Here is a 25,596-nt window from a genome sequence, read left to right as displayed (position 1 = left end):
CACAAAAAAGGGAGAGCTTTCATATGAAAAATATCTGGGGAATTTTCTTGCTGTTTTCCCTGGCCGGCTGCAACGGCTGGGTCTCACCAGAAACCGATAGCCGTCTGACGGATCGCTACTTCACCGTCCTCTCCGGCCCGCCGATTCCGGGCTTCATCGTTGCCTCCGCGGTGCAATGGAACGCCGACTACGCCGTGACCGCCGCCCATACGCCTTTCCTGCGCCACCAGGCCTATCACTGCAGCACCGGCTGCGACCTGCTGTTCATCGCGCACAAGGCCGATGGTGCCCTGCCGCAATGGCGTCAGTTTCGCGCGGGCGAGACGGTCACAGCGTTGGGCAGCAGTTCATTGCTCATCCCGATGAGCAGCACGGGCAAGGTCTGGCCGGTGCCTTTCGTCGATGACGGCTCCGCCAGTGGCGAACGCTATGGCGTGCACGACGCGGCCATCGCCAAAGGGATGTCCGGCGGGCCGCTGATCGGCAGTGACGGCAGCGTGCTGGGGATCAACATCGGCTTCCAGGCGGGCTTCCGGCCGCCGGCGAACCGCCCGGAACTGGCCGCCATGTCACGCCTGAGCGTGTTCGTACCCTACAGCGTGATTCAGCGCGAGTGGCTGCTGTTCCAGGCCCAGTCGGCGCGCAAGGCCGCTCAAGCTCTTCAGGCAAAGAACCAGTAACAGACACCGATGGAAGCCAGCACGCCGGCCAGGTCCGCCAGCAGCGCGCAGCCAACGGCGTGGCGGGCACGCTGGATGCCAACGGCGCCGAAGTACACGGCGAGCACATAGAAGGTGGTCTCGGTGCTGCCCTGCACAGTGGCGGCTACCAGGGCCGGGAAGCTGTCCACGCCATGGGATTGCATGGTCTCCAGCAGCATCGCACGCGCGGCGCTGCCGGAGAATGGCTTGACCAGCGCGGTGGGCAGCGCATCGACGAAGCGGGTGTCCCAGCCTACGCCTTCGACCACCCAGCGAATGCCGTCCAGCGCCATCTCCAGTGCACCGGAGGCGCGCAGCACGCCCACCGCACAGAGCATGGCCACCAGGTACGGCAGCAGGCTCTTGGCGACATCGAAGCCTTCCTTCGCGCCTTCGACGAAGGTTTCGTACACCGGCACCTTCTTCAGCCAGCCGACGACGAGGAACAGCATGATGATGCCGAACAGGGTGAGGTTGCCCAGCAGCGAGGAGAGCTGCGCCAGCGCTGTCGCAGAAAGCCCGGCCAGTAGCGCCATGAACGCGCCCAGCGCCAGTGCGCCGGGAATCAGGTAGGCCAGCACCACCGGGTCCCACAGGCGCAGGCGCTGCATCACCGCGACGCTGAGCAGGCCAACCACGGTGGAGGCACTGGTGGCCAGCAGGATCGGTAGGAACACCAGGGTCGGGTCCACCGCACCCTGCTGGGCGCGGTACATGAAGATCGTTACCGGCAGCAAGGTCAGGGACGAGGCGTTGAGCACCAGGAAGAGTATCTGCGCGTTGCTCGCGGTGGTGCTGCTGGGGTTGAGTTCCTGCAGCGCCTTCATGGCCTTGAGGCCGATGGGCGTGGCGGCGTTGTCCAGGCCCAGGCCGTTGGCAGCGAAGTTCAGGGTAATCAGGCCGATGGCCGGATGGCCGGCGGGCACTTCCGGCATCAGGCGACGGAACAGCGGGCCGAGCAGCACCGCAAGCTTTTCAACCAGGCCGGCCTTCTCGGCAATGCGCAGGAAGCCCAGCCAGAGGGTCAGGGTGCCGAACAGCAGCACCATGACCTCCACCGACAGCTTGGCCATGGCGAACAGACTTTCCACCATGGCGGCGAACACGGTGGCCTCGCCACCCAGCAGCCAGCGGGAAAGTGCAGTGACCGCCGCAACGATGAAGAAGCTCAGCCACAGGCCGTTGAGCATGAAGAGTCCCCCTTGGAATGGCCGCGATGATAGCGGCACAGGCACTTCGGGCGCCAGAAACGACAAGGCCCCGGACATTGCCAGGGCCTTGTGGATAACCCTTTCGGGTCAGTGAGTGACGGGGCTCTGCTTGCCGTCCGGGCTCTCCCCTTCGAGGAAGGCTTCGACACGGCCGTTGCGCATGGCTTCCCAGTAGCGGGCGCCTTTCTGCGCGTCGTACACGCCTTCCCACTTGGAGATCACCAGTACCGCGAGGGCATTGCCGATCACGTTCAGCGCGGTGCGCGCCATGTCCATGATGCGGTCGACACCCGCGATGAAGGCCAGGCCTTCCAGCGGAATGCCCACGCTGCCCAGGGTCGCCAGCAGCACCACGAAGGAAACACCCGGCACGCCGGCGATGCCCTTGGAGGTGACCATCAGGGTCAGCACCAGCATCAGTTGCTGGCCGATGGACAGGTCGATGCCGTAGAGCTGGGCGATGAAGATCGCCGCGATGCTCTGGTACAGGGTCGAGCCATCGAGGTTGAAGGAGTAGCCAGTGGGCACCACGAAGCTGCTCACCGCCTTGGGCGCGCCGTAAGCTTCCATCTTCTCGATGATGCGCGGCAGCACGGTCTCGGAGCTGGCGGTGGAATACGCCAGGACCAGTTCGTCCTTGAAGATGCGCATCAGCTTGATGATCGAGAAGCCGAACAGGCGTGCGGCCAGGCCCAGCACCATGAAGGCGAAGAAGGCGATGGCGAAGTACACCAGCACCACCAGCTTGGCCAGCGGCAGCAGCGAGGCGAAGCCGAAGTTGGCGACCGTCACGGCGATCAGCGCGAATACGCCGATGGGGGCGTAGCGCATGATCATGTGGGTGACGCGGAACATGGCCTCGGCCACGCCCTGGAACATCTTCACCAGCGGCTCGCGGGTCGGCGCCGGCAGCGAGGACAGCCCCAGGCCGAACATCACCGAGAAGAAGATGATCGGCAGCATCTCGCCACGGGCCATGGCCGCGAAGATGTTCGACGGGATCAGGTTGAGGATGGTTTCGATGAACGCGTGGTGGTGCTCGACTTCCTTGGCGGTCTGCGCGTACTGGGAGATATCCACAGTGCCCAGGGTGCTCATGTCGATGCCGGCGCCGGGCTGGAAGATGTTCGCCAGCAGCAGGCCGACCACGATGGCGACCGTGGTGATGATTTCGAAGTAGATGATGGTCTTCAGACCGATCCGCCCGAGCTTCTTCGCATCCCCCATGCCGGCGATGCCGACGATCAGCGAGGAGATCACGATCGGTACGACGATCATCTTGATCAGGCGGATGAAGATGTCGCCCGCCGGCTGGAGGATGTTGCTGATCCACCAGGCCTTTTCCGCGCTGAAATGGTTGAGCGCGGCGCCCAGTGCAATTCCGAGTACCAGGCCGATGAGGATCTGCCAGGCGAGGCTGAGCTTGGCTTTGCCCATAGTGAGTCACCCTTGATTCTTGTGGAAGTCGGGGTTCGCCGGATCATCGGGATGCCGATGCCTGCGAAAAAAGGGGCGCATGATTCCGACCTACCCCTCCTCCGTCTAATGCCGGAAACGCCTACCCCATGCACAATCGGCATAGGAAAAGGCATCTGAAACCTTGGTTCCAGGTCGTAAGACCCTTGATTTTCTGCATGACGCAGGTTCCTGAACCCCTGCCACGCAGCGCTCTTCAAAGCCGTCTAGGCTTGATGCAATTCGGCCATCAATGGCCCGGATTGATCGGATCAGAAGTCCGCGCGCGCTCACGGGCGGGTTCTTGTTACCGGATGTACGGTCGCCGCGAGGGGACCGTCATGGATGGCCGAGGGCGAGACAAAGGGCCCTTCGACTGAGAGGCTGGCAGGAAAGCAGGCACTGTGGGTAAGTACCGGATTCCGCTCTTCATTATTGAGGTGCCGGAGGGCCGTTGATGCGGCCGACGGGAATCGGCGAGGCATTGTAGGACGAATCTGCCTGGGTCCGAATTGACCGACATCAGTGAAGTTCGACCGGGTTCGAGCAGGGCTGCGGATACCCTGCGGCCGCCGCGACAGCCGGGTCAGCAACGGGTTGTTCAATGTGGTGAAAGCACAACGCGGTGACACTCTGAATAAGGATGCTCCATGACGCGACGCTACGTAGTACCCACTCTGCTCTTCACTGGCGCCCTGGCGCTGGCCGGTTGCTCCAGCCAGAAACCAGACGCCTCGCAATACTCCGGCTTCCTCGGCGACTACTCGCAACTCAAGCCCGCCACGTCACCCAGTGGCCAGCCGGTGCTGCGCTGGGTCGACCCGAACCTGAAACTGGCGAACTACAGCTCGGTGCTGGTCGAGCGGCCGGTCTACTACCCGCCGCCGAAACCAAACGAAACCATCGATCAGACCACCCTCAACGCAATCCCCGACTACCTGAAGAAGCAGGTCGAGCTGCAACTGGGCAGCCGCTACCGCATCGTCCAGCAGGCTGATCGCGACACCCTGGTGCTACGCACCGCAATCAGCGGCGTGGATGTCTCCAACGAAGGCCTGCATGCCTACGAGGTCATCCCGATCGCGCTGGTGGTAGCGGCAACGTCGACCGCCATCGGCACGCGTGATCAGGACACCGAGGTCTTCGTGGAATTCGAGGCATTGGATGGTGCAACCAGCAAGCCGGTCGCCAAGGTGGTACGCAAGGGTGCAGGCAAGACGCTGGAGAACTCCAGCACCCACCTGACCCTCGACGACCTGAAGCCCGTGCTCGATGGCTGGGCGCGCGACGCGGCCAACTTCAACCCCTGACCTTTGATGGCGCTCCGGAACCGGTGCGAAGTTGTCGCCCCGGTTCCGCACGCCTTGCCTGCCCTCGCCCGCTGGCGCGGAGGTACTCCCTGTACCCCTGGGTCGCTCAGGACATGACGCATCCCGAACATCCCGGCTCCCTGGCCATGCGTACGCCGCAACGGCTACGCAGTGTTCGAAATCGGTGGATCAATACCAGTTGGGATCGCTCTTGAGCTGGTCGTCGAGGATCCGCTTCACCGAATCGTCCGGCTCGCCCAGCCAGCGGAAACTGGCGTGCTTGCTCGATGACTTGTCCGTGGGAAGGTTCTCGGGAACCTTCACGTACAACGCATAGGCCTTGTCCTTGTCCCAGGTGAACGCCACGTACAACCGATGGGCAGCACAGTTGTGCACCTCGCACAGTTCGCCTACCAGGTACTTGTCGCCCTGCTCGTCCACCGCCTGCATCGGCGTCGCGGTGCCACTGAGGTTCATCACCCAGTCCGGCAGGCGGCTCTCGTCCTTGACCACCGATTGCCAGGTATCGCGGTACTGCGGATCACTGGCCACCAACTCGTTCAAGCGGTACTGCGCATCCTTGTCCGCCTCGGCGGCCAGGGCTTGAGCCCCGGCGCCGAGCAGGAGGGTCGACAGCAGCAGATTGCGGGTAAAGCTCATCGCTACGCTCCTTGTTCAACGTCCATCCGATCTCGGGGTATCACCCCCGGCGACGGCCCATGAAGAAGGACACGATGAACAGCACCAGGAAGATCACGAACAGGATCTTGGCGATGCTGGTCGCGGCGCCGGCGATACCACCGAAGCCCAGGACCGCGGCGATGATGGCGATGATCAGGAATGTCAGTGCCCAGCTAAGCATGGGGTCTCTCCTCTTCTCGTTGTCGGTTCGGTACCGCGTCGGGTACCTGCTCCGGAGCGATCGCAAGGCAGTCTCCGGAAGGGGTGTCCGCCCGGGTGCTCCCGGGCACAGCGGACCTGTCGGGCAAGCCAGCGGCCTACCAGCGATTCAGAAATCCGGGATCAGAACACCCAGCCGCCCTGGGATCGGGCCATCGGCTGGACCTGAGCCTGGGTTTGGGCCTGTGGGGCTTGCAGCACCTGATCCGGGTTGCGGGCAGGAGCGACCTGTGGATAACGCGAAGCTTCGCGGTACAGTCCGGGCGTGCTGGAAGCAGTCGGAACGTAGGCGACCGGTGCACTGGCGGCCTGAGCCTGTGAGACCTGCATCTGCAGTTGCACCTGGTTGACCAGCAACAGCAGGAGGGCGCCGGCAAAGAAGATCCGACTCCACACATCGATACGCGCGACTTGCACTTGGCTGTTGGTTCCGCTGTTCATCCCGTTTCTCCTGCCCGTCGCCGATCTGTCTATCGAACCTTGAGACTGTTTCCTTGGGCCTTTCAGGTTCTTGCCGTCGCGGGTGGTTTTGTTGACTGTCTTGCAGTTGAAATTGCACGCCGCATGCCAGTCTGATGAATTCTATTTTTACCTTATAAATCAATAAGTTAAATATAGTAACAAGGTCCCTTTCTACCGCATCCTGCACGATGGACCGGGATAGTTCGTGCGTTTTGCAATCCCGGCGTCAGGCACTTCCTTGTGCCTGTGTGAACGGCATCACTTCAGCGAGTGCTTGAGCTGACTCATCTGGTCATGGCATGCCCGCACCTTGGGCAGTTCGGCGCGAAGCAGGGCCTGGGTTTCCGGTGTGCCTTTCTCCAAGGCATCCTCGAAGGCATGCAGGATGCGGTCTTCGGTTTCCTCCAGCTGGGCGACATAGGTGGCACCCTCGTCGCTGGCGAGGGTCGCGCGGGTATCGGCGTAGACCTGGCGCAACTTGCCCAGCAGGGTGCCGCCGGTGGCAGGGTCCTCGTGGTTGGCAGCCACCTTGCCGGCCAGGGCATTGATCACGTCGGTCTTGGCCTGCGCCATGGACTGGAACAGCTGCTGCAGCCGGGCATCCTTCACTTCCTGGATGGCGTGCTGGTAGAAACGCTGGCCGTCACGGGTAATCTCGATAAGCTCATTGAGCTGACTGGTCGTGCGAGTCATGACAGGTTCTCCTGCATAGGAAAGGGTGGAAGAGTCAGGCGGCCTGGCCGGCCACCATCAGCGCAGTGGCGTCCACCTCACGCACACCACGGGTCTTGCGGGCGGAATCGATCAATTGCTGGCGCTCGTCGGCACTGGGCACCTGGCCACTGAGGGTCACCACGCCGTCACGGGTGGACACACCAATGGACAGGCCATTCAGGGCATGGGCGGCGAGGATGCCGGCCTTTATCTGACTGGTGATCCAGGCATCGCTCACGGCGGCCTGGGCATCGCCGACGGATTTCTCAAGTTTCTGGGTGGAAGCGGCATCCGGATCGACCTTCAGGCGGTTATCCACAGCAGTGACGCCTTCGGTCTGCGCCGCCAGGTGGCCGGCCTGCTGGCTGGCCTCCTCACTGACGACCGTGCCCCCGAGAATGACTGCGCCGGACTTGCTGGTGACCTTGATATCCAGGCCTTCACCACGTTTTTCCAGCAGCAGCTTGGATTTCACCCTGGCCGCCAGCGTGGCGTCGTCCCACTTCTGCACCACACCTTCGCCCTGGGTTGTATCGGCCTTCTGTGCATCCGCCAGGGACGCGTCGACACCCAACTGGTTATCCACGGCGGTGACGCCTTCGACGCTGCCGGCGATCTGTCCGGCCAGCGCCTTCTGTTCTTCACTGGCCACGGCGCCGGTCAGCTGCGCGCGGCCGTTCTCCACATCCACCTTGATCGCGTATGGCTTGAGTTCTCGATTGAGGTTGATGGCCGTCCAGATCGAACCTTCCTGTCGCGCTTCGGCCAACTGTGCGGTCAGCCCAGCCTCGGCGGCGTGGCTGGCCAGTGGCTGCAAGGCGAGCAGGGCGGAACCCAGGGCGAGAGCAAGGATCTTCGGGTTAGGCATGGCGGTCTCCGTCAAACGATGTTGCGAGATTGGATTCGCAAGCGCCGTGCCAGTGCCTTTTGTGGATAAAATTCTTGTAATTCAATGTGTTGAATGGATCCCTCTCCCTCCGGACTGTGCACCCTGCCCGAAGGACCAGAAAGATTCTTGCAACTTGCACGAAAAACCCTGGACTAAGAAAAATCACACCCCTTACAACAATGAATCACACAACGAGGAAATCGCTGAATGGACGCAACGCCTGAACAGCAAGGCCGGATCCTGCTGGTCGATGACGAGTCCGCCATCCTGCGCTCGTTCCGCTACTGCCTGGAGGACGAGGGCTACAGCGTGGCCACCGCCAGCAGCGCGCAGCAGGCCGAGAACCTGTTGCAGCGCCAGGTGTTCGACCTGTGCTTCCTCGACCTGCGCCTGGGCGACGACAACGGCCTGGATGTGCTGGCGCAGATGCGTGTGCAGGCCCCCTGGATGCGCGTGGTGATCGTCACCGCCCATTCAGCCGTGGATACCGCCGTCGACGCCATGCAGACCGGCGCTGCCGATTACCTGGTGAAGCCCTGCAGCCCCGACCAGCTGCGCCTCGCCGCCGCCAAGCAGTTGGAAGTGCGCCAGCTCACCGCGCGCATCGAGGCACTGGAAGGCGAGGTGCGCAAGCAGGGCGACGTACTCGAATCCCACAGCCCGGCCATGGCCGCCGTGCTGGAGACCGCCCGCCAGGTGGCGGCCACGGATGCCAACATCCTTATCCTGGGCGAGTCCGGTTCAGGAAAGGGAGAGTTGGCCCGGGCGATTCACCACTGGAGCAAACGCGCGAAGAAATCCTGCGTGACGATCAACTGCCCTTCCCTGACTGCCGAACTGATGGAAAGCGAGCTGTTCGGCCACAGCCGCGGCGCTTTCACCGGCGCCACGGAGAACACCCTCGGGCGCATCAGCCAGGCGGATGGCGGTACGCTATTTCTCGACGAGATCGGCGATTTTCCTCTTACTTTGCAGCCAAAGTTATTGCGATTCATCCAGGACAAGGAGTACGAGCGGGTCGGCGATCCGGTTACTCGCAATGCCGACGTCCGTATCCTCGCAGCCACTAACCGGGATCTCGCCGGCATGGTCGCCCAGGGCACGTTCCGTGAAGACCTGCTCTACCGTCTGAACGTCATCGTGCTGAATCTGCCGCCGCTGCGCGAACGCGCCGAGGACATCATCGGCCTGGCCGAACGCTTCCTCGCCCGTTTCGTGAAGGACTACGGTCGCCCCGCTCGCGGATTCACCGACGACGCGCGGGCGTTACTGCGCCGCTACAACTGGCCGGGGAATGTGCGGGAGCTGCGCAACGTTATCGAACGTGCAAGCATCATCTGCAATTTCGATCTGATCGGTGTCGAACAGCTGGCCATCGGTGAACAGACCACCAACTCGGCGCCACGCATTGGCGAAGCCATGAGCCTGGAAGCGCTGGAGAAAGCTCACATCGCCGCCGTCATGGCTTCCAGCGCCACACTCGACCAGGCGGCCAAGACCCTGGGGATCGACGCTTCCACCCTGTATCGCAAGCGCAAGCAGTACAGCCTGTGAACCTGCCCATTCCGATGACGCTGCGCACGAGGCTGTTCCTGAGCATATCGGCGCTCATTACGGTCGCGCTCATCGGTCTGCTCCTGGGTCTTTTCAGCGTGATCATCACCGGGCGCGAGCAGGCTCGGCTGATCCAGCACAACTTCGATGCCATCGAGGTCAGCCAGCATCTGCGCCAGGCCTTGGGTGACGAACTGGTCCAGGTGCTCAGCGCCCAACCCAACCCTGGGCGCCTTGAACAGGCCCGGACGAATTTTGCCCTGGCCATCGAACGCGGCCGTGCGATGGCCAGGAACAATGGTGACCGCCAGGCCATGACGGACATCGCCGACGCGCACCGCCTGTTCGTCAATGCCATCGGCACCCCCGGTCCCGGCCGCCCGGAACTGCTGGAGGACAGCGATCTCAGCCGCACCCTCGACGTCCTGCGCAACCGCCTGCTGGCGCTGCACCAGGGAGCCATGGAAAACATCAGCGCCGACGAGCGCTCGGCCCGCGACCGCACCCTGCTGATCAGTGGCCTGCTCGGACTCATCGGCATCGCCATCCTGGTGGTCGGTTTCATCACCGCCCACAGCATCGCCCGCCGCTTCGGCGCGCCCATCGAGACACTGGCAAAGGCCGCGGACAAGATCGGCCAGGGCGAATTCGACGTGACCCTGCCGGTTTCCGGGGTCGCCGAGATGTCCTCCCTCAGCCGCCGTTTCGGCCTGATGGCGGAAGCCCTGCGGCTTTACCGCGCGAGCAACACCGAGGCGCTGGGTTCAGGCCGCAAGCGCCTGCTGGCAGTGCTCGACAGCATCGACGACGGCCTGGTGATCCTCGACCGCCACGGTCGTATCGAACACGCCAATCCGGTCGCCACGCGCCAGCTGTTCTCCCACAGCGATCCCCAGGGCCAGGAACTGGGCACCATGCTGAACAACCCTGCGCTGAACCAGGCGGCGCAGCGCGTCCTGAGCGGCAATCTGCTGGAGGAAACCCCGCAGGACCTGGTGGTGGAAGTGAGCGGCGAAAGCCGGTTGCTGACCTGGGGCATGTCGCCAGTCAGCCATGACGACGGGCGCAACATCGGCGCGGTGATGGTCGTGCGCGACGTCACCGAGCAGCGCGCCTTCGAACGCGTACGCAATGACTTCGTGCTGCGTGCGTCACACGAACTACGCACGCCCATGACGGGGATGCACATGGCCTTCGGCCTGCTCGCCGAACGCTTGAAGTTCCCCGAGGAATCCCGCGAGCGCGACCTGGTGCGTACCGTGGACGAGGAGATGCACCGCCTGGTGCGGCTGATCAACGACCTGCTGAATTTCTCCCGCTACCAGAGCGGCACCCAGAAGCTCGAGCTGCAGCTTTGCGATGTCGGCGACCTGCTGCGCCAGGCTCACCAACGCTTTATCGGGCCGGCCGAAGACAAGCACATCGAACTGGACCTGGAGATCGCCGAAGATCTACCGCCGATCAATATCGATCGCACCCAGATCGAGCGGGTGCTGGATAACCTGATCGGCAACGCACTGCGCCATACGCCCGAAGGCGGCACCATTCGCCTGCAGGCGCGCTGCCAGGAAGAGCGCGTGGCAATTGCCGTGGAAGACAGCGGCGACGGCATCTCGCTCAGCCAACAGGGACGCATCTTCGAACCCTTCGTGCAGGTGGGCCGCAAGAAAGGCGGTGTAGGGCTCGGCCTGGCGCTGTGTCGAGAAATCGTACAACTGCACGGCGGACGCATCGCCCTGCGCTCGCAACAGGGCAAGGGCTCGCGCTTTTACCTGCTGTTGCCGGTTTAAGAGGTCGGAACCGCCAGCAATAGCGCGGCGGTTTCCAGGTCCGGTTCGCCATCGAAGCGCTCCGGGCGGAAGCGCATCTGGAACGCCGCGATCACATTGCGGGTTTCCTCATCCATCACCCCATTGAGCGGCACCGCGTAGCCGTGTCGCGCCAGCTGCTGCTGGAACCAGCCAGGAGCCGGCAGTTGGCCGTTCAGTTCGGTCAGTCGACGGGCCAGCTCGCCCGGTTTCGGCCAGGGGATCAGGCCGGCTTCGGCAAGTTTCTTCCAGGGGAACAGCGGGCCTGGGTCGACCTTGCGCTGCGGGGCGATATCGCTGTGGCCAAGGATATGTTCCGGGGTGATGCCCTGGCGCTGGGTGATATCCCGCAGCAGGGCGATCAGCGCGTCTATCTGCGCATCCGGATAGGGATACCAGATCTTGCCGCTGGGAGTATCGCGGTAGCCGGGGTTCACTAGCTCGATGCCGATGGAGGTGGAATTGAGCCAGGTCCGGCCCTGCCATTCGCTGGCGCCGGCGTGCCAGGCACGGCGGTTCTCGTCCACCAGCTGGTAGATGGTCGCCGGGTTATCGCCTATCAGGTAGTGCGCGCTCACCTCGCCGTGGGTCAACAGCGCCAGCGAGCGCGGCAGGTCAGCCGAGGTGTAGTGGACGATGACGTACTGGATGCGGCTGTCCTGATTCTTCGACACATGTTCGCGATCGATCTGCAGGCCCTTGTCCGCGCAGCCGGCGAGCAGTGTGGTGAGCAAGGCGAAGGTCAGGACACGCAGGATCATGGCGGTTCTCAGAGGGAGGGCATCAGGCAGCGATGTGCAGGAAGCTGCGCACGTTCTGCAGGAGCATGTTCACGCTGAGCATGATCAGCAGCATGCCGGCCAGGCGCTCCACGGCCATCAGCCCGCGTGGGCCGAGGAAGCGCTGGAGGAACGCCGCCTGCATCAGGATGAAGGCGGTCGCCGCCCAAGCGAGGATCACTGCGAGATACAACTCCCACAACGGACCAGTGTAGGTGCTGCGCAGGGTGATCAGCATTGCCAGCGCAGAGGGCCCGGCCACCGCCGGAGTGGCCAACGGCACGAACAGCGGCTCGTTGTCGGGCATGTCGCCCAACACGCCCTGAGGCGTGGGGAAGATCAGGCGCATGGCGACCACGAAGAGGATGATGCCCCCGGCGATACCAGTCGCTTCCTTGGACAAGCCCAGCCCGGTAAGGATGTGCTCGCCCAGGGTAAGGAACAGCAGCAGCAGGCCGAGGGCAAACAGCAGCTCGCGCAGCGCCACCTTCAGACGGCGTTCGGCGGGGACTGACTTGAGGGCGGCGAGGAAGACCGCGATATTGCCGAACGGGTCGGTGATCAGAAAGATCAGGATGGCGACGCCAAGCATGACCGGGACAACTCCAGCGAGAACGAGCCACTCCGCGGTTTCCGGGATGGCCTGTGAATAACGGAATGAGCGAATCGACCTGTGGATAACAACTTACCCACAGGTCGAGGGCTTGTGTATCAGGACTTCTTGATCTTTTCCGGGCGCTTCCAGCCTTCGATCACCCGTTGCTTGGCGCGGCCGACGCCGAGGGTGCCGGCAGGAACCTCGGCGGTAATGGTGGAACCCGCGCCAGTCGTGGCGCCGGCACCGATATCCACAGGTGCCACCAGCGAGTTGTTGGAGCCGATGAAGACGTCCTCGCCAATGGTGGTGCGCCACTTGTTCGCGCCATCATAGTTACAGGTGATGGTACCGGCGCCGATGTTGCTGCGTGCACCGACTTCGCTGTCGCCCAGGTAGGTCAGGTGACCGACCTTCACGCCGTCCTGCAGATGAGCGTTCTTCAGCTCGACAAAGTTGCCCACATGCACCTGGCGCTCCAGCACGCTGCCCGGACGCAGGCGAGCGAACGGGCCGACGTCGCTGTCCGGGCCAACGTGGGCGCCGTCCAGGTGCGAGTTGGCCTTGATGATGGCGCCACGGCGCAGGGTGCTGTCCTTGATGTAGCAGTTCGGACCGATCTGCACGTCGTCCTCGATCTCCACCTGGCCCTCGAGGATCACGTTGATGTCGATGCTGACGTCACGGCCGACGCTGACTTCGCCACGCACATCGAAGCGCGCTGGATCGATCAGGGTCACGCCCTGGGCCATCAGGCGACGCGCCACACGCAGCTGGAAGAAACGCTCCAGTTCGGAGAGCTGCAGGCGATCGTTGGCGCCCTGGGTCTCCATCGCCACCTGGGGTTGGGCGGTGGCCACGCGCAGGCCGTCGCCGACGGCCATGGCAATGACGTCGGTAAGGTAGTACTCGCCCTGGGCGTTGGAGTTGGACAGGCGCGACAGCCAGCCCAGCAGGCGCTCACGCGGCGCGGCGAGGATACCGGTGTTGCCTTCGCGGATGGCGCGCTGCTCGGCAGTGGCGTCCTTCTGCTCGACGATGGCCTGAACTTCGCCAGCGTCTTCGCGAATGATACGGCCGTAGCCGGTGGGGTCCTCCAGCTCGACGGTCAGCAGTGCCAGCTGCTCCGGCGTGGCCTGGGCCATCAGACGCTCCAGGGTCGGTTGCTCGATCAGCGGCACATCGCCGTAGAGGATCAGCACCTTGTCCGCACTCAGGAACGGGGCGGCCTGCGCTACGGCATGACCGGTGCCCAACTGCTGTTCCTGGATCACGAAATTCAGGTCATCCGCCTGCAGGCGCTCGCGCACCAGGTCGGCACCATGGCCAATCACCACGTGGATACGCGACGGGCTGAGACCGCGGGCGGTATCGATCACGTGGGCAAGCATGGGTTTGCCAGCCACCGGATGCAGGACTTTCGGCAGGGCCGAGCGCATGCGGGTGCCCTGGCCAGCGGCAAGAATGACGATTTCGAGAGACATGAGTGAGGGACCGTCCTGGTGAGCGGGGAAACCCCGGGTGTAGAAAAAGAAAAAGGGTAGCCAAGGCTACCCTTTTCCTATTTGTCGCTGAAGTCCCGGAGGACTTCGCGGCTTAGCCGCCGTACTTCTTGCGAACCTGCTGGACCGTGCGCAGTTGCGCTGCGGCTTCGGCCAGGCGGGCTGCGGCGGAGCTGTAGTCGAACTCTGCACCTTTACCTTGCAGAGCCTTCTCAGCTTCCTTCAGTGCGGTCTGGGCAGCCGCTTCGTCGAGGTCGCCTGCGCGAATCACGGTGTCGGCGAGAACCTTGACCATGTTCGGCTGTACTTCGAGGAAGCCACCGGAGATGTAGTACACCTCCTGCTCGCCACCCTGCTTCACCAGGCGGATCGGACCCGGCTTGAGCTCGGTGATCAGCGGCGCGTGGCCCGGAGCGATACCCAGATCGCCCAGGGAGCCGTGCGCTACGACCAGCTCAACCAGACCGGAGAAGATCTCCGCTTCGGCGCTGACGATGTCGCAGTGGACAGTAATAGCCATACCCTTGCCTCACGTAAGCGCCCGTTGCCGGGCGCACGGATTACAGCTTCTTCGCTTTCTCGATGGCTTCTTCGATGCCGCCGACCATGTAGAACGCCTGCTCGGGCAGGTGATCGTAGTCGCCGTTGAGGATGCCTTTGAAGCCAGCGATGGTGTCCTTCAGGGAGACGTATTTGCCCGGCGAGCCGGTGAATACTTCAGCCACGAAGAACGGCTGGGACAGGAAGCGCTGGATCTTACGAGCACGGGCCACCAGCAGCTTGTCGGACTCGGACAGTTCGTCCATGCCGAGGATCGCGATGATGTCCTTCAGCTCCTTGTAGCGCTGCAGAACGTACTGCACGCCACGAGCGGTGTCGTAGTGATCCTGGCCGATGACCAGCGGGTCCAGCTGACGGGAAGTCGAGTCCAGCGGATCAACTGCGGGGTAGATACCCAGCGAGGCGATGTCACGGGACAGTACGACGGTGGCGTCCAGGTGGGCGAAGGTGGTCGCCGGGCTCGGGTCGGTCAGGTCGTCCGCGGGAACGTAGACGGCCTGGATCGAGGTGATCGAGCCTTTCTTGGTGGAGGTGATGCGTTCTTGCAGAACGCCCATCTCTTCGGCCAGGGTCGGCTGGTAACCTACTGCGGAAGGCATACGGCCCAGCAGTGCGGATACTTCGGTACCGGCGAGGGTGTAACGGTAGATGTTGTCGATGAACAGCAGTACGTCACGGCCTTCGTCACGGAACTTCTCAGCCATGGTCAGGCCGGTCAGTGCAACGCGCAGACGGTTGCCCGGCGGCTCGTTCATCTGGCCGTAAACCAGGGCTACCTTGTCCAGTACGCCGGAATCCTTCATCTCGTGGTAGAAGTCGTTACCCTCACGAGTACGCTCACCCACACCAGCGAACACAGAGTAACCGCTGTGCTCCATGGCGATGTTACGGATCAGTTCCATCATGTTTACGGTCTTGCCGACACCGGCACCACCGAACAGACCGACTTTACCGCCCTTGGCGAACGGGCACACCAGGTCGATAACCTTGATGCCGGTTTCGAGCAGGTCGTTGCCGCCAGCCTGGTCAGCGTAGGACGGAGCGTCGCGGTGAATACCCCAGCGCTCTTCTTCGCCGATAGGACCGGCTTCGTCGATCGGGTTGCCCAGCACGTCCATGATACGGCCCAGGGTCTTGGTGCCGACCGGGACGGAGATGGCTGCGCCGGTGCTTTCCACGTTCAGGCCACGCTTGAGGCCTTCGGTGGAACCCATCGCAATGGAACGAACCACGCCGTCGCCCAGCTGCTGCTGAACTTCCAGGGTGGTTTCGACGCCCTGAACTTTCAGGGCCTCGTAGATGCTCGGCACGGCATCGCGCGGGAATTCCACGTCGATCACGGCGCCGATGATTTGAACGATACGTCCGCTACTCATGTCTGGTTCCTCTGAATTTTGAACCTGTTCTTACACCGCGGCAGCGCCGCCGACGATTTCCGAGATTTCCTGGGTGATCGCCGCCTGACGTGCCTTGTTGTAGATCAGCTGCAAACCACTGATCAGATCACCGGCGTTGTCGGTAGCGTTCTTCATTGCAATCATCCGGGCCGCCTGCTCACAGGCGTTGTTCTCAACCACGGCCTGGTACACCTGGGATTCCACGTAGCGCACCAGCAAGCCGTCGAGGAGGGCCTTGGCGTCGGGTTCGTAGAGGTAGTCCCAGTGGTGCTTCAGCTCGGCATTGTCCTCGGCCACCAGCGGAATCAGCTGTTCCACGGTCGGCTTCTGGGTCATGGTGTTGACGAACTTGTTGGAAACCACGTACAGGCGATCGATACGACCTTCCAGGTAGGCATCCAGCATGACCTTGACGCTGCCGATCAGATCATTGATCGACGGCTCTTCGCCCAGGTGGCTGATAGCTGCAACTACGTTGCCGCCATAGCTCTTGAAGAAGGATGCACCCTTGGAGCCGATCACGCAGAGGTCGATCTCCGCGCCACGATCGCGCTGCCCGCTCATGTCCTTGACGAGAGCCTTGAACAGGTTGATGTTCAGGCCGCCAGCCAGGCCACGGTCGGAGCTCACCACGATGTAGCCGACGCGTTTTACTTCACGCTCGACCATGAACGGGTGACGGTATTCCGGGTTGGCGTTGGCCAGATGGCCGATCACCTGGCGAATGCGCTCCGCGTAGGGACGGCCGGCCGCCATGCGCATTTGTGCCTTGCGCATCTTGCTCACCGCCACCTTTTCCATGGCATTGGTGATTTTTTGCGTGCTTTTGATGCTCGCAATCTTGCTGCGAATCTCTTTTGCGCCTGCCATTTCACACCTATCGGTTTAGCAGGCGGGGGCCGTTAACGACCCCCGCTGCGGCTTACCAGGTTTGGGTGGCCTTGAACTTCTCGATGCCGGCCTTGATGCCCGCGTCGATTTCGTCGTTGAAGTCACCCTTCTCGTTGATCTTCGCCAGCAGAGCGGCGTTCTCACGTTGGAAGTAGGCGATCAGCGCTTGTTCGAAGGCGCCCACCTTGGCGATCTCGACGTCCTGCAGGAAGCCACGCTCGGCGGCATACAGGGACAGCGACATCTCGGCGATGGACATCGGCGCGTATTGCTTCTGCTTCATCAGCTCGGTAACGCGCTGACCATGTTCCAGCTGCTTGCGGGTCGCGTCGTCCAGGTCCGAGGCGAACTGGGCGAAGGCCGCCAGTTCACGGTACTGGGCCAGCGCGGTACGGATGCCACCGGACAGCTTCTTGATGATCTTGGTCTGGGCCGCGCCACCAACACGAGATACCGAGATACCGGCGTTGACGGCCGGACGGATACCCGAGTTGAACATGGCGGATTCCAGGAAGATCTGACCGTCGGTGATGGAGATCACGTTGGTCGGAACGAACGCAGAAACGTCGCCAGCCTGGGTTTCGATGATCGGCAGGGCGGTCAGGGAACCGGTCTTGCCTTTCACTTCGCCGTTGGTGAACTTCTCTACGTACTCTTCGGAAACGCGGGAAGCGCGCTCCAGCAGACGGCTGTGGAGATAGAACACGTCGCCCGGGTAAGCTTCGCGGCCCGGCGGACGGCGCAGCAGCAGGGAGATCTGGCGGTAGGCTACGGCCTGCTTGGACAGGTCATCGTACACGATCAGGGCATCTTCACCGCGGTCGCGGAAGAATTCGCCCATGGTGCAACCGGAGTACGGAGCCAGGTATTGCAGAGCTGCGGATTCCGATGCACTGGCAACGACCACGATGGTGTTGGCCAGGGCGCCGTTTTCTTCCAGCTTGCGAACGACGTTGGCGATGGTCGATTGCTTCTGACCAATGGCTACGTAGACGCAACGGATGCCGCTGTTCTTCTGGTTGATGATGGCGTCGATGGCCAGAGCGGTTTTACCGATCTGACGGTCACCGATGATCAGCTCGCGCTGGCCACGGCCAACCGGGATCATGGCGTCGACCGACTTGTAACCGGTCTGAACCGGCTGGTCTACCGACTTACGCCAGATCACGCCCGGTGCCACTTTCTCGACTGCGTCGGTCAGCTTGGCATCGATCGGGCCTTTGCCATCGATCGGGTTACCCAGGGCATCGACAACGCGGCCCAGCAGTTCCGGACCAACCGGTACTTCCAGGATGCGGCCGGTGCACTTGGCGTTCATGCCTTCTTTGAGGTCCTGGTATTCACCCAGTACCACAGCACCGACGGAGTCTTGCTCCAGGTTCAGCGCCATACCGTAGACGCCGCCCGGGAATTCGATCATCTCGCCGTACATGACGTCGGCCAGACCGAAGATGCGCACGATGCCATCGGAAACACTGACGATGGTGCCTTCGTTGCGCGCTTGCGAGGCGACGTCGAGTTTCTCGATGCGCCCCTTGATGATTTCACTAATTTCGGAAGGATTGAGTTGCTGCATGCCGCTGCCCCTTCAAACTCAAGATTTCAACGCTTCGGCCAGTTTCGCGATTTTGCCGCGCACCGAGCCATCGATTACCAAGTCACCGGCGCGAATGACCACGCCGCCGATCAAGCTCGCGTCTTCCGACGCATGAAGTCGCACTTCGCGACTGAGCCGGGCGCTGAGAGCCTTGGCGAGTTTGTCCTGCTGTTCCTGGTCCAGGGCGAAGGCACTAGTGACCTCGACCTCGACCAGCTTTTCCTGCTCGGCCTTGAGCTGCTCGAACATCACGAAGATGGTCGGCAGCAGGTCGAGCCGCTTGTTTTCAGCCACAGTCCGGACGAAGTTCTGGGCCGGAGCATTGAGCTTGTCGCCACACACGTCGATCAGCGCGTCAGCCTTGGCTGCCGCGGTCAGCTGGGGCTCTTTGAGCAGCTGGCGCACGGTGTCGTCCCGCGACACTGCAGCCAGCACACCCAGAGCAGCGGACCAGTCGGCCAGTTGCTGATGAGCCTGGGCGTACTCGAAAGCCGCCTTCGCGTATGGACGAGCCAATGTGGTCAGTTCTGCCATATCGCCCTCTGCTTAGATCTCGGCGGCCAGTTGATCAACCAGCTGCTTTTGCGCGTTGGCATCGATCGAAGCACCCAGGATCTTCTCGGCGCCGGAGACAGCCAGGGCACCCACTTGGGCACGCAGGGCGTCTTTGACGCTGTTGAGTTCCTGTTCGATCTGGGCCTTGGCCTGGGCGATCATGCGATCACCTTCGGCACGGGCCTGATCACGGGCTTCGTCAACGATCTGGTTAGCGCTCTTCTTCGCCTGCTCGATGATTTCGGCTGCCTGAGCCTTGGCTTCGCGCAGTTGCTGACCCGCTTTCTCGTGAGCCAGTTCCAGGTCACGAGCCGCGCGGTTGGCAGCGTCCAGGCCGTCGGCGATCTTCTTCTGACGCTCGTGCAGAGCCGCGATGACCGGAGGCCATACGAACTTCATGCAGAACAGGACGAAGATGGCGAACGCGATGGCCTGGCCGATCAGAGTTGCATTAATGTTCACGCCAATACCTCGCTCGTTCGTTGTTCAGTCACAGATTTCCGCGTTGCGGAAATTACTGGGCAACCTGAGCAATGAACGGGTTAGCGAAGGTGAAGAACAGAGCGATACCAACGCCGATCATGGTCACGGCGTCGAGCAGGCCGGCGACGATGAACATTTTGACCTGCAGCATCGGAACCATTTCCGGCTGACGCGCAGCGCCTTCCAGGAACTTGCCGCCCAGCAGGCCGAAGCCGATGGCGGTACCCAGAGCGCCCAGACCGATCAGCAGAGCAACGGCGATAGCAGTGAGTCCAACTACAGTTTCCATTTTTCCTCCCGACTTTTTTGTCGTGTTGGTTAAAGGTTGAAGCAAGTTAAGGTGGTGAAGCTCTTCTTACGCCCACTCCCGAAGGAGAGTGGGCGCATAGAATCTTTGGATCAGTGGCTGTCTTCGTGGGCCATCGACAGGTAGACGATGGTCAGCATCATGAAGATGAAGGCCTGCAAGGTGATGATCAGGATGTGGAACACGGCCCACGCCCAGTTCAGCACGACGCCCATGCCGCCCAGCCAGAGGATGCCGGAACCGAACATCACGGCGATCAGGATGAAGATCAGCTCGCCGGCATACATGTTGCCGAACAGACGCAGTGCCAGGGATACCGGCTTGGCGATCAGGGTCACGAACTCCAGCAGGAAGTTCACGGGGATCAGGATGATCTGAACCACCATGTTGCTGCTGTGGAACGGATGCAGAGTCAGTTCGCCGAGGAAGCCGCCGATGCCCTTGACCTTGATGCTGTAGAAGATGATCAGCGCGAAGACCGCGATCGACATGCCGAAGGTGGCGTTCGGATCGGTGGTGGCTACGGCGCGGAAGAACAGGTGCTCGTTGCCGGTGACTGCCTGAGCCGCGAGCGGCAGGAAGTCCACGGGTACCAGGTCGATCAGGTTCATCAGGAAGATCCAGACGAACACGGTCAACGCCAGCGGTGCGATGAGCGGGTTACGGCCGTGGAAGGTGTCCTTCACGCTGCCGTCGACGAACTCCACGAGAACTTCGACGAAGTTCTGCAGGCCGCCAGGTTGACCGCTGGTGGCCTTCTTGGCTGCCATGCGGAAGATAAGGATGAACACCAGGCCGAGGAATACGGACCAACCCAGGGTATCAACGTGGAATGCCCAGAAGCCCATTTCCTTGGCTTGTTCGGCGGTGTGGGCGAACCCCCAGGAACCATCCGGCAGACGACCCAGGGTCAGGTTCTGCAAGTGGTGCTGGATGTAACCCGAAGCGCTTTCTGCTGCCATGTTTGCCTCAATCGCTCTAAGGTCTTGTAAATGTGTTTCGCATCAGCAGGGGTGCAAACCAGCTGACCGCGAGGGTCAGCAGGTAGAGGCCGAACAGCGCCAGCGGCGCCAGGGGCTTCACACCTGCAAACGTCAGTGCGAAGAGCACTGCCGTCAAAATCAGTTTTCCCGCTTCACCGGCATAAAAGGACCGGACTATCAGCTGGGCAGAACGCGCACCGCTGTAACGGAACGCCTTGCGAGCAAAGTACAGATTCGGCAACCACGCAATCAGGCCTCCGAGCAATCCGGAATAGCCTGCGACCGATCCCTGGGCAAACCACAGGGTTGCTGCACCGATAAGCAGCACCACCAGCTGGACGAGCAACAGGCGAAACGCCGGTTGATGATGGACGGGCAAACGTTCGGGCTTGCGGGGTTCCATCTCTAGCTCACAGTCCTCTGGTGTCGGCTTCACAAATCAACAACTTGGCATACTTTGTGCCGACAAAATTGCGCGCAGAGTATAGGGGGCGCCGCATACCCATTCAACCGTCAGGTAGTGATTTCCGACGACCCCTACATGCTACGTTCGTATCAGCGTATGTGGGCGAGGACGCCCTGGAGCTCATCGAGGGAGTTGTAGCGGATTACCAACTGGCCCTTGCCCTTCTGCCCATGGCGAATCTGCACCGGAGCGCCCAGGCGCTCGGCCAGGCGCTGTTCCAGGCGGCTGATGTCCGGATCGGTCCTGACCGCTTTGACAGGTTCCTCGGGGGCGTTGAGCCACTGGCGCACCAGTGCTTCGGTCTGACGCACCGTGAAGCCGCGTGCGACAACATGTCGCGCACCTTCAACCTGCCGATTCTCGGGCAATCCGAGCAGGGCACGGGCGTGGCCCATTTCCAGGTCGCCGTGCGAAAGCAGCGTCTTGATCTCGTCCGGCAGGGCGATCAGGCGCAGCAGGTTGGCCACGGTCACGCGGGATTTGCCCACGGCGTCGGCGACCTGTTGCTGGGTCAGCTGGAATTCCTGCTGCAGGCGCTGCAGCGCGGCCGCTTCCTCGATGGGGTTGAGGTCCTCGCGCTGGATGTTCTCGATCAGCGCCATGGCAATGGCGGCTTCGTCCGGCACTTCGCGGACCATGGCCGGGATCTTGTCCAGGCCGGCCTGCTGGCTTGCACGCCAGCGGCGCTCGCCGGCGATGATCTCGTAGCGACCCTTGTCGATAGGGCGCACCACAATCGGCTGCATCACGCCCTGGACCTTGATCGACTGGGCGAGTTCTTCGAGGGCCTGCGGGTCCATGTCGCGGCGGGGCTGGTACTTGCCGCGCTGGATCAGGTCCAGCGGCAGGTGTTGCAGCTCCTTGCTGTCCACCTGAACGGCTTCTTCCTGCAGCGTAGCGGCGCTGGAGCCACTGAGCAGGGCGTCCAGCCCGCGTCCGAGACCTCGTTTCTTGGCGGCCATGCGGGTTCCTTAATCTCTTAGGCGGGGGCGGTGGTGCGAGCGGCGCGCTGACGGCGCACCAGCTCGCCGGCCAGCGCCAGGTAGGCGAGGGCACCGCGCGATTGCTTGTCGTAGACCAGCGCCGGCATGCCGAAGCTGGGTGCCTCGGCCAATCGCACGTTGCGCGGGATCACGGTGGTGTAGAGCTTGTCGCCGAAGTGTTCCTGCAACTGCGCGCTGACGTCGTTGGTCAGGCTGATGCGCGGGTCGTACATGGTGCGCAGCAGGCCTTCGATCTTCAGCGCCGGGTTCAGTCGCTCGGCGATGCGTTGGATGCTGTTCATCAGGTCGGTCAGTCCTTCCAGCGCGTAGTACTCGCACTGCATGGGGATGATCACGCCGTCCGAGGCGGACAGGGCGTTGACCGTCAGCATCGACAGGGACGGCGGGCAGTCGATGAGGATGAAGTCGTAGTTCTCTCGGATCGGCGCCAGCGCGTGGCGCAGCCGGTGTTCCTTCATGTCCATTTCCAGCAGCACCACTTCCGCCGCGGTGAGGTCGCGGTTGGCGGGCAGCAGCTGGTAGCCGCCATGCTCGGAGAACTGCATGGCCTGGGCCAGGTCGCATTCGCCGGTGAGCACGTCGTAGATGGAATGGTCCAGGGACAACTTATCCACACCGCTGCCGGTGGTGGCGTTGCCCTGTGGATCGAGATCGATCAGCAGCACGCGTCGCTTGGTGGCGACCAGTGATGCCGCGAGGTTGATACAGGTCGTGGTCTTGCCGACGCCGCCCTTCTGGTTGGCGATCGCGAATACCTTAGCCATGGTTTTCCCCACTCCCCGTCATGCAGTGCGGCGCAGTATCAGCAGATGGCGCTGGCCTTGGCAACCCGGCACCGCCAGAGCGCGTTCGGCTTCGACCCGGAAATCTTCCGGGAGTGCCGCGAGCTCGTCGCTGGGGTGTACGCCTTTCATGGCCAGCCAGTTGGTCTGGGTGTCTCCCAGGTGACGCGTCCAGTTGGTGAAGTCTTCGAGGCTGCTGAAAGCTCGGGAAACGATGCCATTGAACGGCAGCTCGGGTTGGAAGGCTTCCACCCGGCTGTGGATAACCTGCAGGTTGTCGAGCTTGAGCTCCAGCTTCACCTGGGTGAGGAAGCGGGTCTTCTTGCCGTTGCTGTCCAGCAGCGTCAGGGACTTGCCGGGGAACAGGATGGCCAGCGGAATACCGGGCATGCCACCGCCGCTGCCCACGTCCAGCCAGCGATCACCGCCGGCGGCTTCGAACGGCGGAACGATGCTCAGGCTATCGAGCAGGTGGCGGGAGACCATTTCATCCACATCACGCACGGCGGTGAGGTTGTAGGCCTTGTTCCACTTGGCCAGCAAGGCCAGATAGTCCAGCAGGCGCTGCTGGGTGGCAGCGTCGATATCCAGGCCGAGCGTCTGGATGCCATGCGCGAGTTCTTCGGCGTGGCGGGAAGAGATCAGGGACATCAGGCGCTCTGCTCCAGCTGACGGCCGGAGGTGCGTTTTTTCAGATGGATCAGCAGCAGGGAGATCGCCGCCGGGGTCACACCCGGAATGCGTCCCGCCTGGCCTAGGGTTTCCGGCCGGGCGTTACCGAGCTTGAGCTGGATTTCCTTCGACAGCCCGGAAATCGACTGGTAGTCGATATCCACAGGCAGACGGGTGTCTTCGCTGGCCCGCAGGCGCGCGATCTCTTCCTGCTGGCGATCGATGTAGCCGGCGTACTTGGTGCGGATTTCGACCTGCTCGGCCACCTGCGGGTCTTCCGCGCCGGCGCCGGTCACTTCGGCCAGGCTGATGTAATCGATTTCCGGGCGCGCCAACAGGTTCAGCAGGTTGTATTCGTGGGCCAGCGGCGTACCGAAACGCTCGGCGATGGCATCGCCCTGTGGCGTGTTCGGGCGAACCCAGGTGCTCTTCAGGCGCTGCTCTTCACGCTCGATGCCTTCGCGCTTGGCTTCGAACACCGCCCAGCGCTGGTCGTCGATCAGGCCCAGTTCGCGACCTTTCTCGGTCAGGCGCAGGTCGGCGTTGTCCTCGCGCAGGATCAGCCGGTATTCGGCGCGCGAAGTGAACATGCGGTACGGCTCCTGGGTGCCGAGGGTAATCAGGTCGTCGACCAGTACACCGATGTACGCCTCGTCGCGGCGCGGGCACCAGCTGTCACGGCCCTGCGAACGCAAAGCGGCGTTGGCGCCGGCGAGCAGCCCCTGGGCGCCGGCTTCTTCGTAGCCGGTAGTGCCGTTGATCTGGCCGGCGAAGAACAGCCCGCCGATGACCTTGGTCTCCAGGCTGTACTTCAGGTCGCGCGGGTCGAAGTAGTCGTACTCGATGGCATAACCCGGGCGAACGATGTGCGCGTTCTCCATGCCGCGGATCGAGCGGACGATATCCAGCTGTACATCGAAGGGCAGAGAAGTGGAGATGCCGTTCGGGTACAGCTCATGGGTGGTCAGTCCCTCGGGCTCGAGGAAGACCTGATGGCTGTCCTTGTCAGCGAAGCGATGGATCTTGTCTTCGATCGACGGGCAGTAGCGCGGGCCGACCCCTTCGATCACGCCGGAGTACATGGGCGAGCGATCGAGGTTGGAGGCGATGATCTCGTGGGTCCGCGCGTTGGTGTGGGTGATCCAGCAACTGACCTGGCGCGGATGCATTTCCTTGTTGCCAAGGAAGGACATCACCGGGATCGGTGTATCGCCGGGCTGCTCGGTCATCACGCTGAAGTCGACACTGCGGCCATCGATGCGCGGTGGAGTACCGGTCTTCAGGCGACCCACACGCAGCGGCAGTTCACGCAGGCGTCGCGCCAGGGCGATCGAGGGCGGATCACCGGCACGGCCACCGGAGTAGTTCTCCAGGCCGATGTGGATAAGTCCACCGAGGAAAGTACCTGCAGTAAGGACGACGTTATCCGCGTGGAATTTCAGACCCATCTGAGTCACCACGCCGCGCACCTGATCCTGCTCGACGATCAGGTCATCGCAGGCTTGCTGGAATATCCACAGGTTCGGCTGGTTCTCCAGGATCTCGCGCACAGCGGCCTTGTAGAGAACACGGTCTGCCTGGGCACGAGTCGCACGGACTGCCGGGCCTTTGCGGCTGTTCAACACACGGAACTGGATGCCGCCTTTATCGGTAGCCAGTGCCATGGCACCACCCAGCGCATCGATTTCCTTCACCAGATGGCTTTTGCCGATCCCACCGATGGCGGGGTTGCAGCTCATCTGGCCAAGGGTTTCCACATTGTGGGTGAGCAGCAGCGTCTTCACGCCCATGCGTGCAGCCGCTAGTGCGGCCTCTGTGCCGGCATGGCCGCCGCCGATCACGATCACGTCAAAACGGGAAGGGAAATCCACCACGCACCTCGTGCCTGTTGATCAAGGAGAAAGAAGAGAGCCGGACAGTATAGGGCTTAAGGGCTCTCGATTGAAGGCACCTGAACAAAAAATAGCCAATGGAGGCTGTGCGCTTCTATAGAAAATAAAAGAGAGGAACTTTTTTAA

General features: G+C 62.4%; 27 protein-coding genes. 4 read left to right on the top strand and 23 right to left on the bottom strand.

Annotated elements, in window-relative coordinates; genetic code table 11:
* The first annotated feature begins 47 nt into the window (after positions 1 to 47).
* Positions 48 to 680, top strand: a complete 633-nt coding sequence (locus tag FAS41_RS28835) for a serine protease (protein ID WP_425049003.1) — start codon at positions 48 to 50, stop codon at positions 678 to 680.
* Here the strand turns inward: FAS41_RS28835 and FAS41_RS28830 are convergent.
* Both FAS41_RS28830 and gltP read right to left on the bottom strand, forming a co-directional pair.
* On the bottom strand, positions 662 to 1,891 hold the full coding sequence (locus FAS41_RS28830) for a nucleoside recognition domain-containing protein (protein ID WP_138526712.1): 1,230 nt from the start codon (positions 1,889 to 1,891) through the stop codon (positions 662 to 664). The genes FAS41_RS28835 and FAS41_RS28830 overlap by 19 nt on opposite strands.
* A gap of 108 nt (positions 1,892 to 1,999) precedes the next feature.
* Complete coding sequence (gene gltP, locus FAS41_RS28825) at positions 2,000 to 3,349, bottom strand: glutamate/aspartate:proton symporter GltP (protein ID WP_138526711.1); 1,350 nt, start codon at positions 3,347 to 3,349, stop codon at positions 2,000 to 2,002.
* A gap of 668 nt (positions 3,350 to 4,017) precedes the next feature.
* Here gltP and FAS41_RS28820 point away from each other — a divergent pair.
* Positions 4,018 to 4,677 carry a DUF3313 domain-containing protein gene (locus FAS41_RS28820; RefSeq protein ID WP_138526710.1) on the top strand — a complete coding sequence of 220 codons (660 nt, stop codon included), beginning with the start codon at positions 4,018 to 4,020 and terminating at the stop codon, positions 4,675 to 4,677.
* 189 nt (positions 4,678 to 4,866) lie between these two features.
* On the opposite strand, the gene FAS41_RS28815 is transcribed toward FAS41_RS28820, so the two are convergent.
* The 5 genes from FAS41_RS28815 to FAS41_RS28795 form a co-directional block, all read right to left on the bottom strand.
* Positions 4,867 to 5,337 carry an inhibitor of vertebrate lysozyme family protein gene (locus FAS41_RS28815; protein WP_138526709.1) on the bottom strand — a complete coding sequence of 157 codons (471 nt, stop codon included), beginning with the start codon at positions 5,335 to 5,337 and terminating at the stop codon, positions 4,867 to 4,869.
* Between the two features lie 40 nt (positions 5,338 to 5,377).
* On the bottom strand, positions 5,378 to 5,539 hold the full coding sequence (locus FAS41_RS28810) for a DUF1328 domain-containing protein (protein WP_017518828.1): 162 nt from the start codon (positions 5,537 to 5,539) through the stop codon (positions 5,378 to 5,380).
* Between the two features lie 161 nt (positions 5,540 to 5,700).
* The gene (locus FAS41_RS28805; protein WP_138526708.1) at positions 5,701 to 6,018 is read right to left on the bottom strand and encodes a hypothetical protein; all 318 of its coding nucleotides are present in this window, start codon (positions 6,016 to 6,018) and stop codon (positions 5,701 to 5,703) included.
* Positions 6,019 to 6,297: 279 nt separating this feature from the next.
* A complete protein-coding gene (locus FAS41_RS28800; protein WP_138526707.1) occupies positions 6,298 to 6,732 on the bottom strand; it encodes a ferritin-like domain-containing protein in 435 nt (144 codons plus the stop codon).
* Positions 6,733 to 6,766: 34 nt separating this feature from the next.
* Positions 6,767 to 7,621 carry a BON domain-containing protein gene (locus FAS41_RS28795; RefSeq protein ID WP_138526706.1) on the bottom strand — a complete coding sequence of 285 codons (855 nt, stop codon included), beginning with the start codon at positions 7,619 to 7,621 and terminating at the stop codon, positions 6,767 to 6,769.
* A gap of 228 nt (positions 7,622 to 7,849) precedes the next feature.
* Between FAS41_RS28795 and algB the strand changes: the two genes are divergently transcribed.
* On the top strand, positions 7,850 to 9,196 hold the full coding sequence (gene algB, locus FAS41_RS28790) for a sigma-54-dependent response regulator transcription factor AlgB (protein WP_138526705.1): 1,347 nt from the start codon (positions 7,850 to 7,852) through the stop codon (positions 9,194 to 9,196).
* A gap of 2 nt (positions 9,197 to 9,198) precedes the next feature.
* On the top strand, positions 9,199 to 10,986 hold the full coding sequence (locus FAS41_RS28785; protein ID WP_246084957.1) for a KinB sensor domain-containing domain: 1,788 nt from the start codon (positions 9,199 to 9,201) through the stop codon (positions 10,984 to 10,986).
* On the opposite strand, the gene FAS41_RS28780 is transcribed toward FAS41_RS28785, so the two are convergent.
* The 16 genes from FAS41_RS28780 to mnmG form a co-directional block, all read right to left on the bottom strand.
* Entirely contained in the window at positions 10,983 to 11,765 is a 783-nt protein-coding gene (locus FAS41_RS28780; RefSeq protein ID WP_138526703.1) for an N-acetylmuramoyl-L-alanine amidase, read from the bottom strand. The two genes, FAS41_RS28785 and FAS41_RS28780, sit on opposite strands and share 4 nt — an antisense overlap.
* Positions 11,766 to 11,787: 22 nt before the next feature.
* A complete protein-coding gene (locus tag FAS41_RS28775; RefSeq protein ID WP_017518835.1) occupies positions 11,788 to 12,375 on the bottom strand; it encodes a MarC family protein in 588 nt (195 codons plus the stop codon).
* A 119-nt stretch (positions 12,376 to 12,494) separates the two neighbouring features.
* Positions 12,495 to 13,862, bottom strand: coding sequence for a bifunctional UDP-N-acetylglucosamine diphosphorylase/glucosamine-1-phosphate N-acetyltransferase GlmU (glmU, locus tag FAS41_RS28770; protein ID WP_138526702.1), 1,368 nt, complete (start codon positions 13,860 to 13,862; stop codon positions 12,495 to 12,497).
* A gap of 112 nt (positions 13,863 to 13,974) precedes the next feature.
* Positions 13,975 to 14,400, bottom strand: a complete 426-nt coding sequence (locus tag FAS41_RS28765) for a F0F1 ATP synthase subunit epsilon (protein WP_017518837.1) — start codon at positions 14,398 to 14,400, stop codon at positions 13,975 to 13,977.
* 40 nt (positions 14,401 to 14,440) lie between these two features.
* Positions 14,441 to 15,817 (bottom strand): F0F1 ATP synthase subunit beta, encoded by a 1,377-nt coding sequence (gene atpD / locus FAS41_RS28760; RefSeq protein WP_045213787.1) that lies wholly within the window; start codon positions 15,815 to 15,817, stop codon positions 14,441 to 14,443.
* Between the two features lie 30 nt (positions 15,818 to 15,847).
* Positions 15,848 to 16,708 carry a F0F1 ATP synthase subunit gamma gene (gene atpG / locus FAS41_RS28755; RefSeq protein WP_017518839.1) on the bottom strand — a complete coding sequence of 287 codons (861 nt, stop codon included), beginning with the start codon at positions 16,706 to 16,708 and terminating at the stop codon, positions 15,848 to 15,850.
* A 52-nt stretch (positions 16,709 to 16,760) separates the two neighbouring features.
* Positions 16,761 to 18,305, bottom strand: a complete 1,545-nt coding sequence (atpA, locus tag FAS41_RS28750) for a F0F1 ATP synthase subunit alpha (protein ID WP_045213785.1) — start codon at positions 18,303 to 18,305, stop codon at positions 16,761 to 16,763.
* Positions 18,306 to 18,323: 18 nt separating this feature from the next.
* Complete coding sequence (locus FAS41_RS28745) at positions 18,324 to 18,860, bottom strand: F0F1 ATP synthase subunit delta (RefSeq protein WP_017518841.1); 537 nt, start codon at positions 18,858 to 18,860, stop codon at positions 18,324 to 18,326.
* Between the two features lie 12 nt (positions 18,861 to 18,872).
* A complete protein-coding gene (locus FAS41_RS28740; RefSeq protein ID WP_017518842.1) occupies positions 18,873 to 19,343 on the bottom strand; it encodes a F0F1 ATP synthase subunit B in 471 nt (156 codons plus the stop codon).
* A gap of 52 nt (positions 19,344 to 19,395) precedes the next feature.
* Positions 19,396 to 19,653 (bottom strand): F0F1 ATP synthase subunit C, encoded by a 258-nt coding sequence (gene atpE / locus FAS41_RS28735; RefSeq protein ID WP_003457994.1) that lies wholly within the window; start codon positions 19,651 to 19,653, stop codon positions 19,396 to 19,398.
* 110 nt (positions 19,654 to 19,763) lie between these two features.
* The gene (gene atpB / locus FAS41_RS28730) at positions 19,764 to 20,633 is read right to left on the bottom strand and encodes a F0F1 ATP synthase subunit A (protein WP_017518843.1); all 870 of its coding nucleotides are present in this window, start codon (positions 20,631 to 20,633) and stop codon (positions 19,764 to 19,766) included.
* Between the two features lie 16 nt (positions 20,634 to 20,649).
* Positions 20,650 to 21,057, bottom strand: coding sequence for a F0F1 ATP synthase subunit I (locus tag FAS41_RS28725; protein ID WP_138526701.1), 408 nt, complete (start codon positions 21,055 to 21,057; stop codon positions 20,650 to 20,652).
* Positions 21,058 to 21,209: 152 nt separating this feature from the next.
* Positions 21,210 to 22,082, bottom strand: a complete 873-nt coding sequence (locus tag FAS41_RS28720; protein ID WP_138526700.1) for a ParB/RepB/Spo0J family partition protein — start codon at positions 22,080 to 22,082, stop codon at positions 21,210 to 21,212.
* 17 nt (positions 22,083 to 22,099) lie between these two features.
* The gene (locus FAS41_RS28715) at positions 22,100 to 22,888 is read right to left on the bottom strand and encodes a ParA family protein (RefSeq protein ID WP_024765005.1); all 789 of its coding nucleotides are present in this window, start codon (positions 22,886 to 22,888) and stop codon (positions 22,100 to 22,102) included.
* Positions 22,889 to 22,906: 18 nt separating this feature from the next.
* On the bottom strand, positions 22,907 to 23,557 hold the full coding sequence (gene rsmG / locus FAS41_RS28710) for a 16S rRNA (guanine(527)-N(7))-methyltransferase RsmG (protein WP_138526699.1): 651 nt from the start codon (positions 23,555 to 23,557) through the stop codon (positions 22,907 to 22,909).
* Positions 23,557 to 25,449: a tRNA uridine-5-carboxymethylaminomethyl(34) synthesis enzyme MnmG gene (gene mnmG, locus FAS41_RS28705; RefSeq protein WP_138526698.1), complete on the bottom strand. Its 1,893-nt coding sequence runs from the start codon at positions 25,447 to 25,449 to the stop codon at positions 23,557 to 23,559. Before mnmG ends, rsmG begins: the two co-directional genes overlap by 1 nt.
* Positions 25,450 to 25,596: the final 147 nt, after the last annotated feature.

The sequence above is a fragment of the Pseudomonas nicosulfuronedens genome (assembly GCF_005877905.1).
In the GTDB taxonomy this organism is placed as follows: domain Bacteria; phylum Pseudomonadota; class Gammaproteobacteria; order Pseudomonadales; family Pseudomonadaceae; genus Pseudomonas; species Pseudomonas nicosulfuronedens.
The sequence above is the reverse complement of the archived record's forward strand: the minus strand, read 5'-3'. Positions and strand labels throughout refer to the sequence as shown.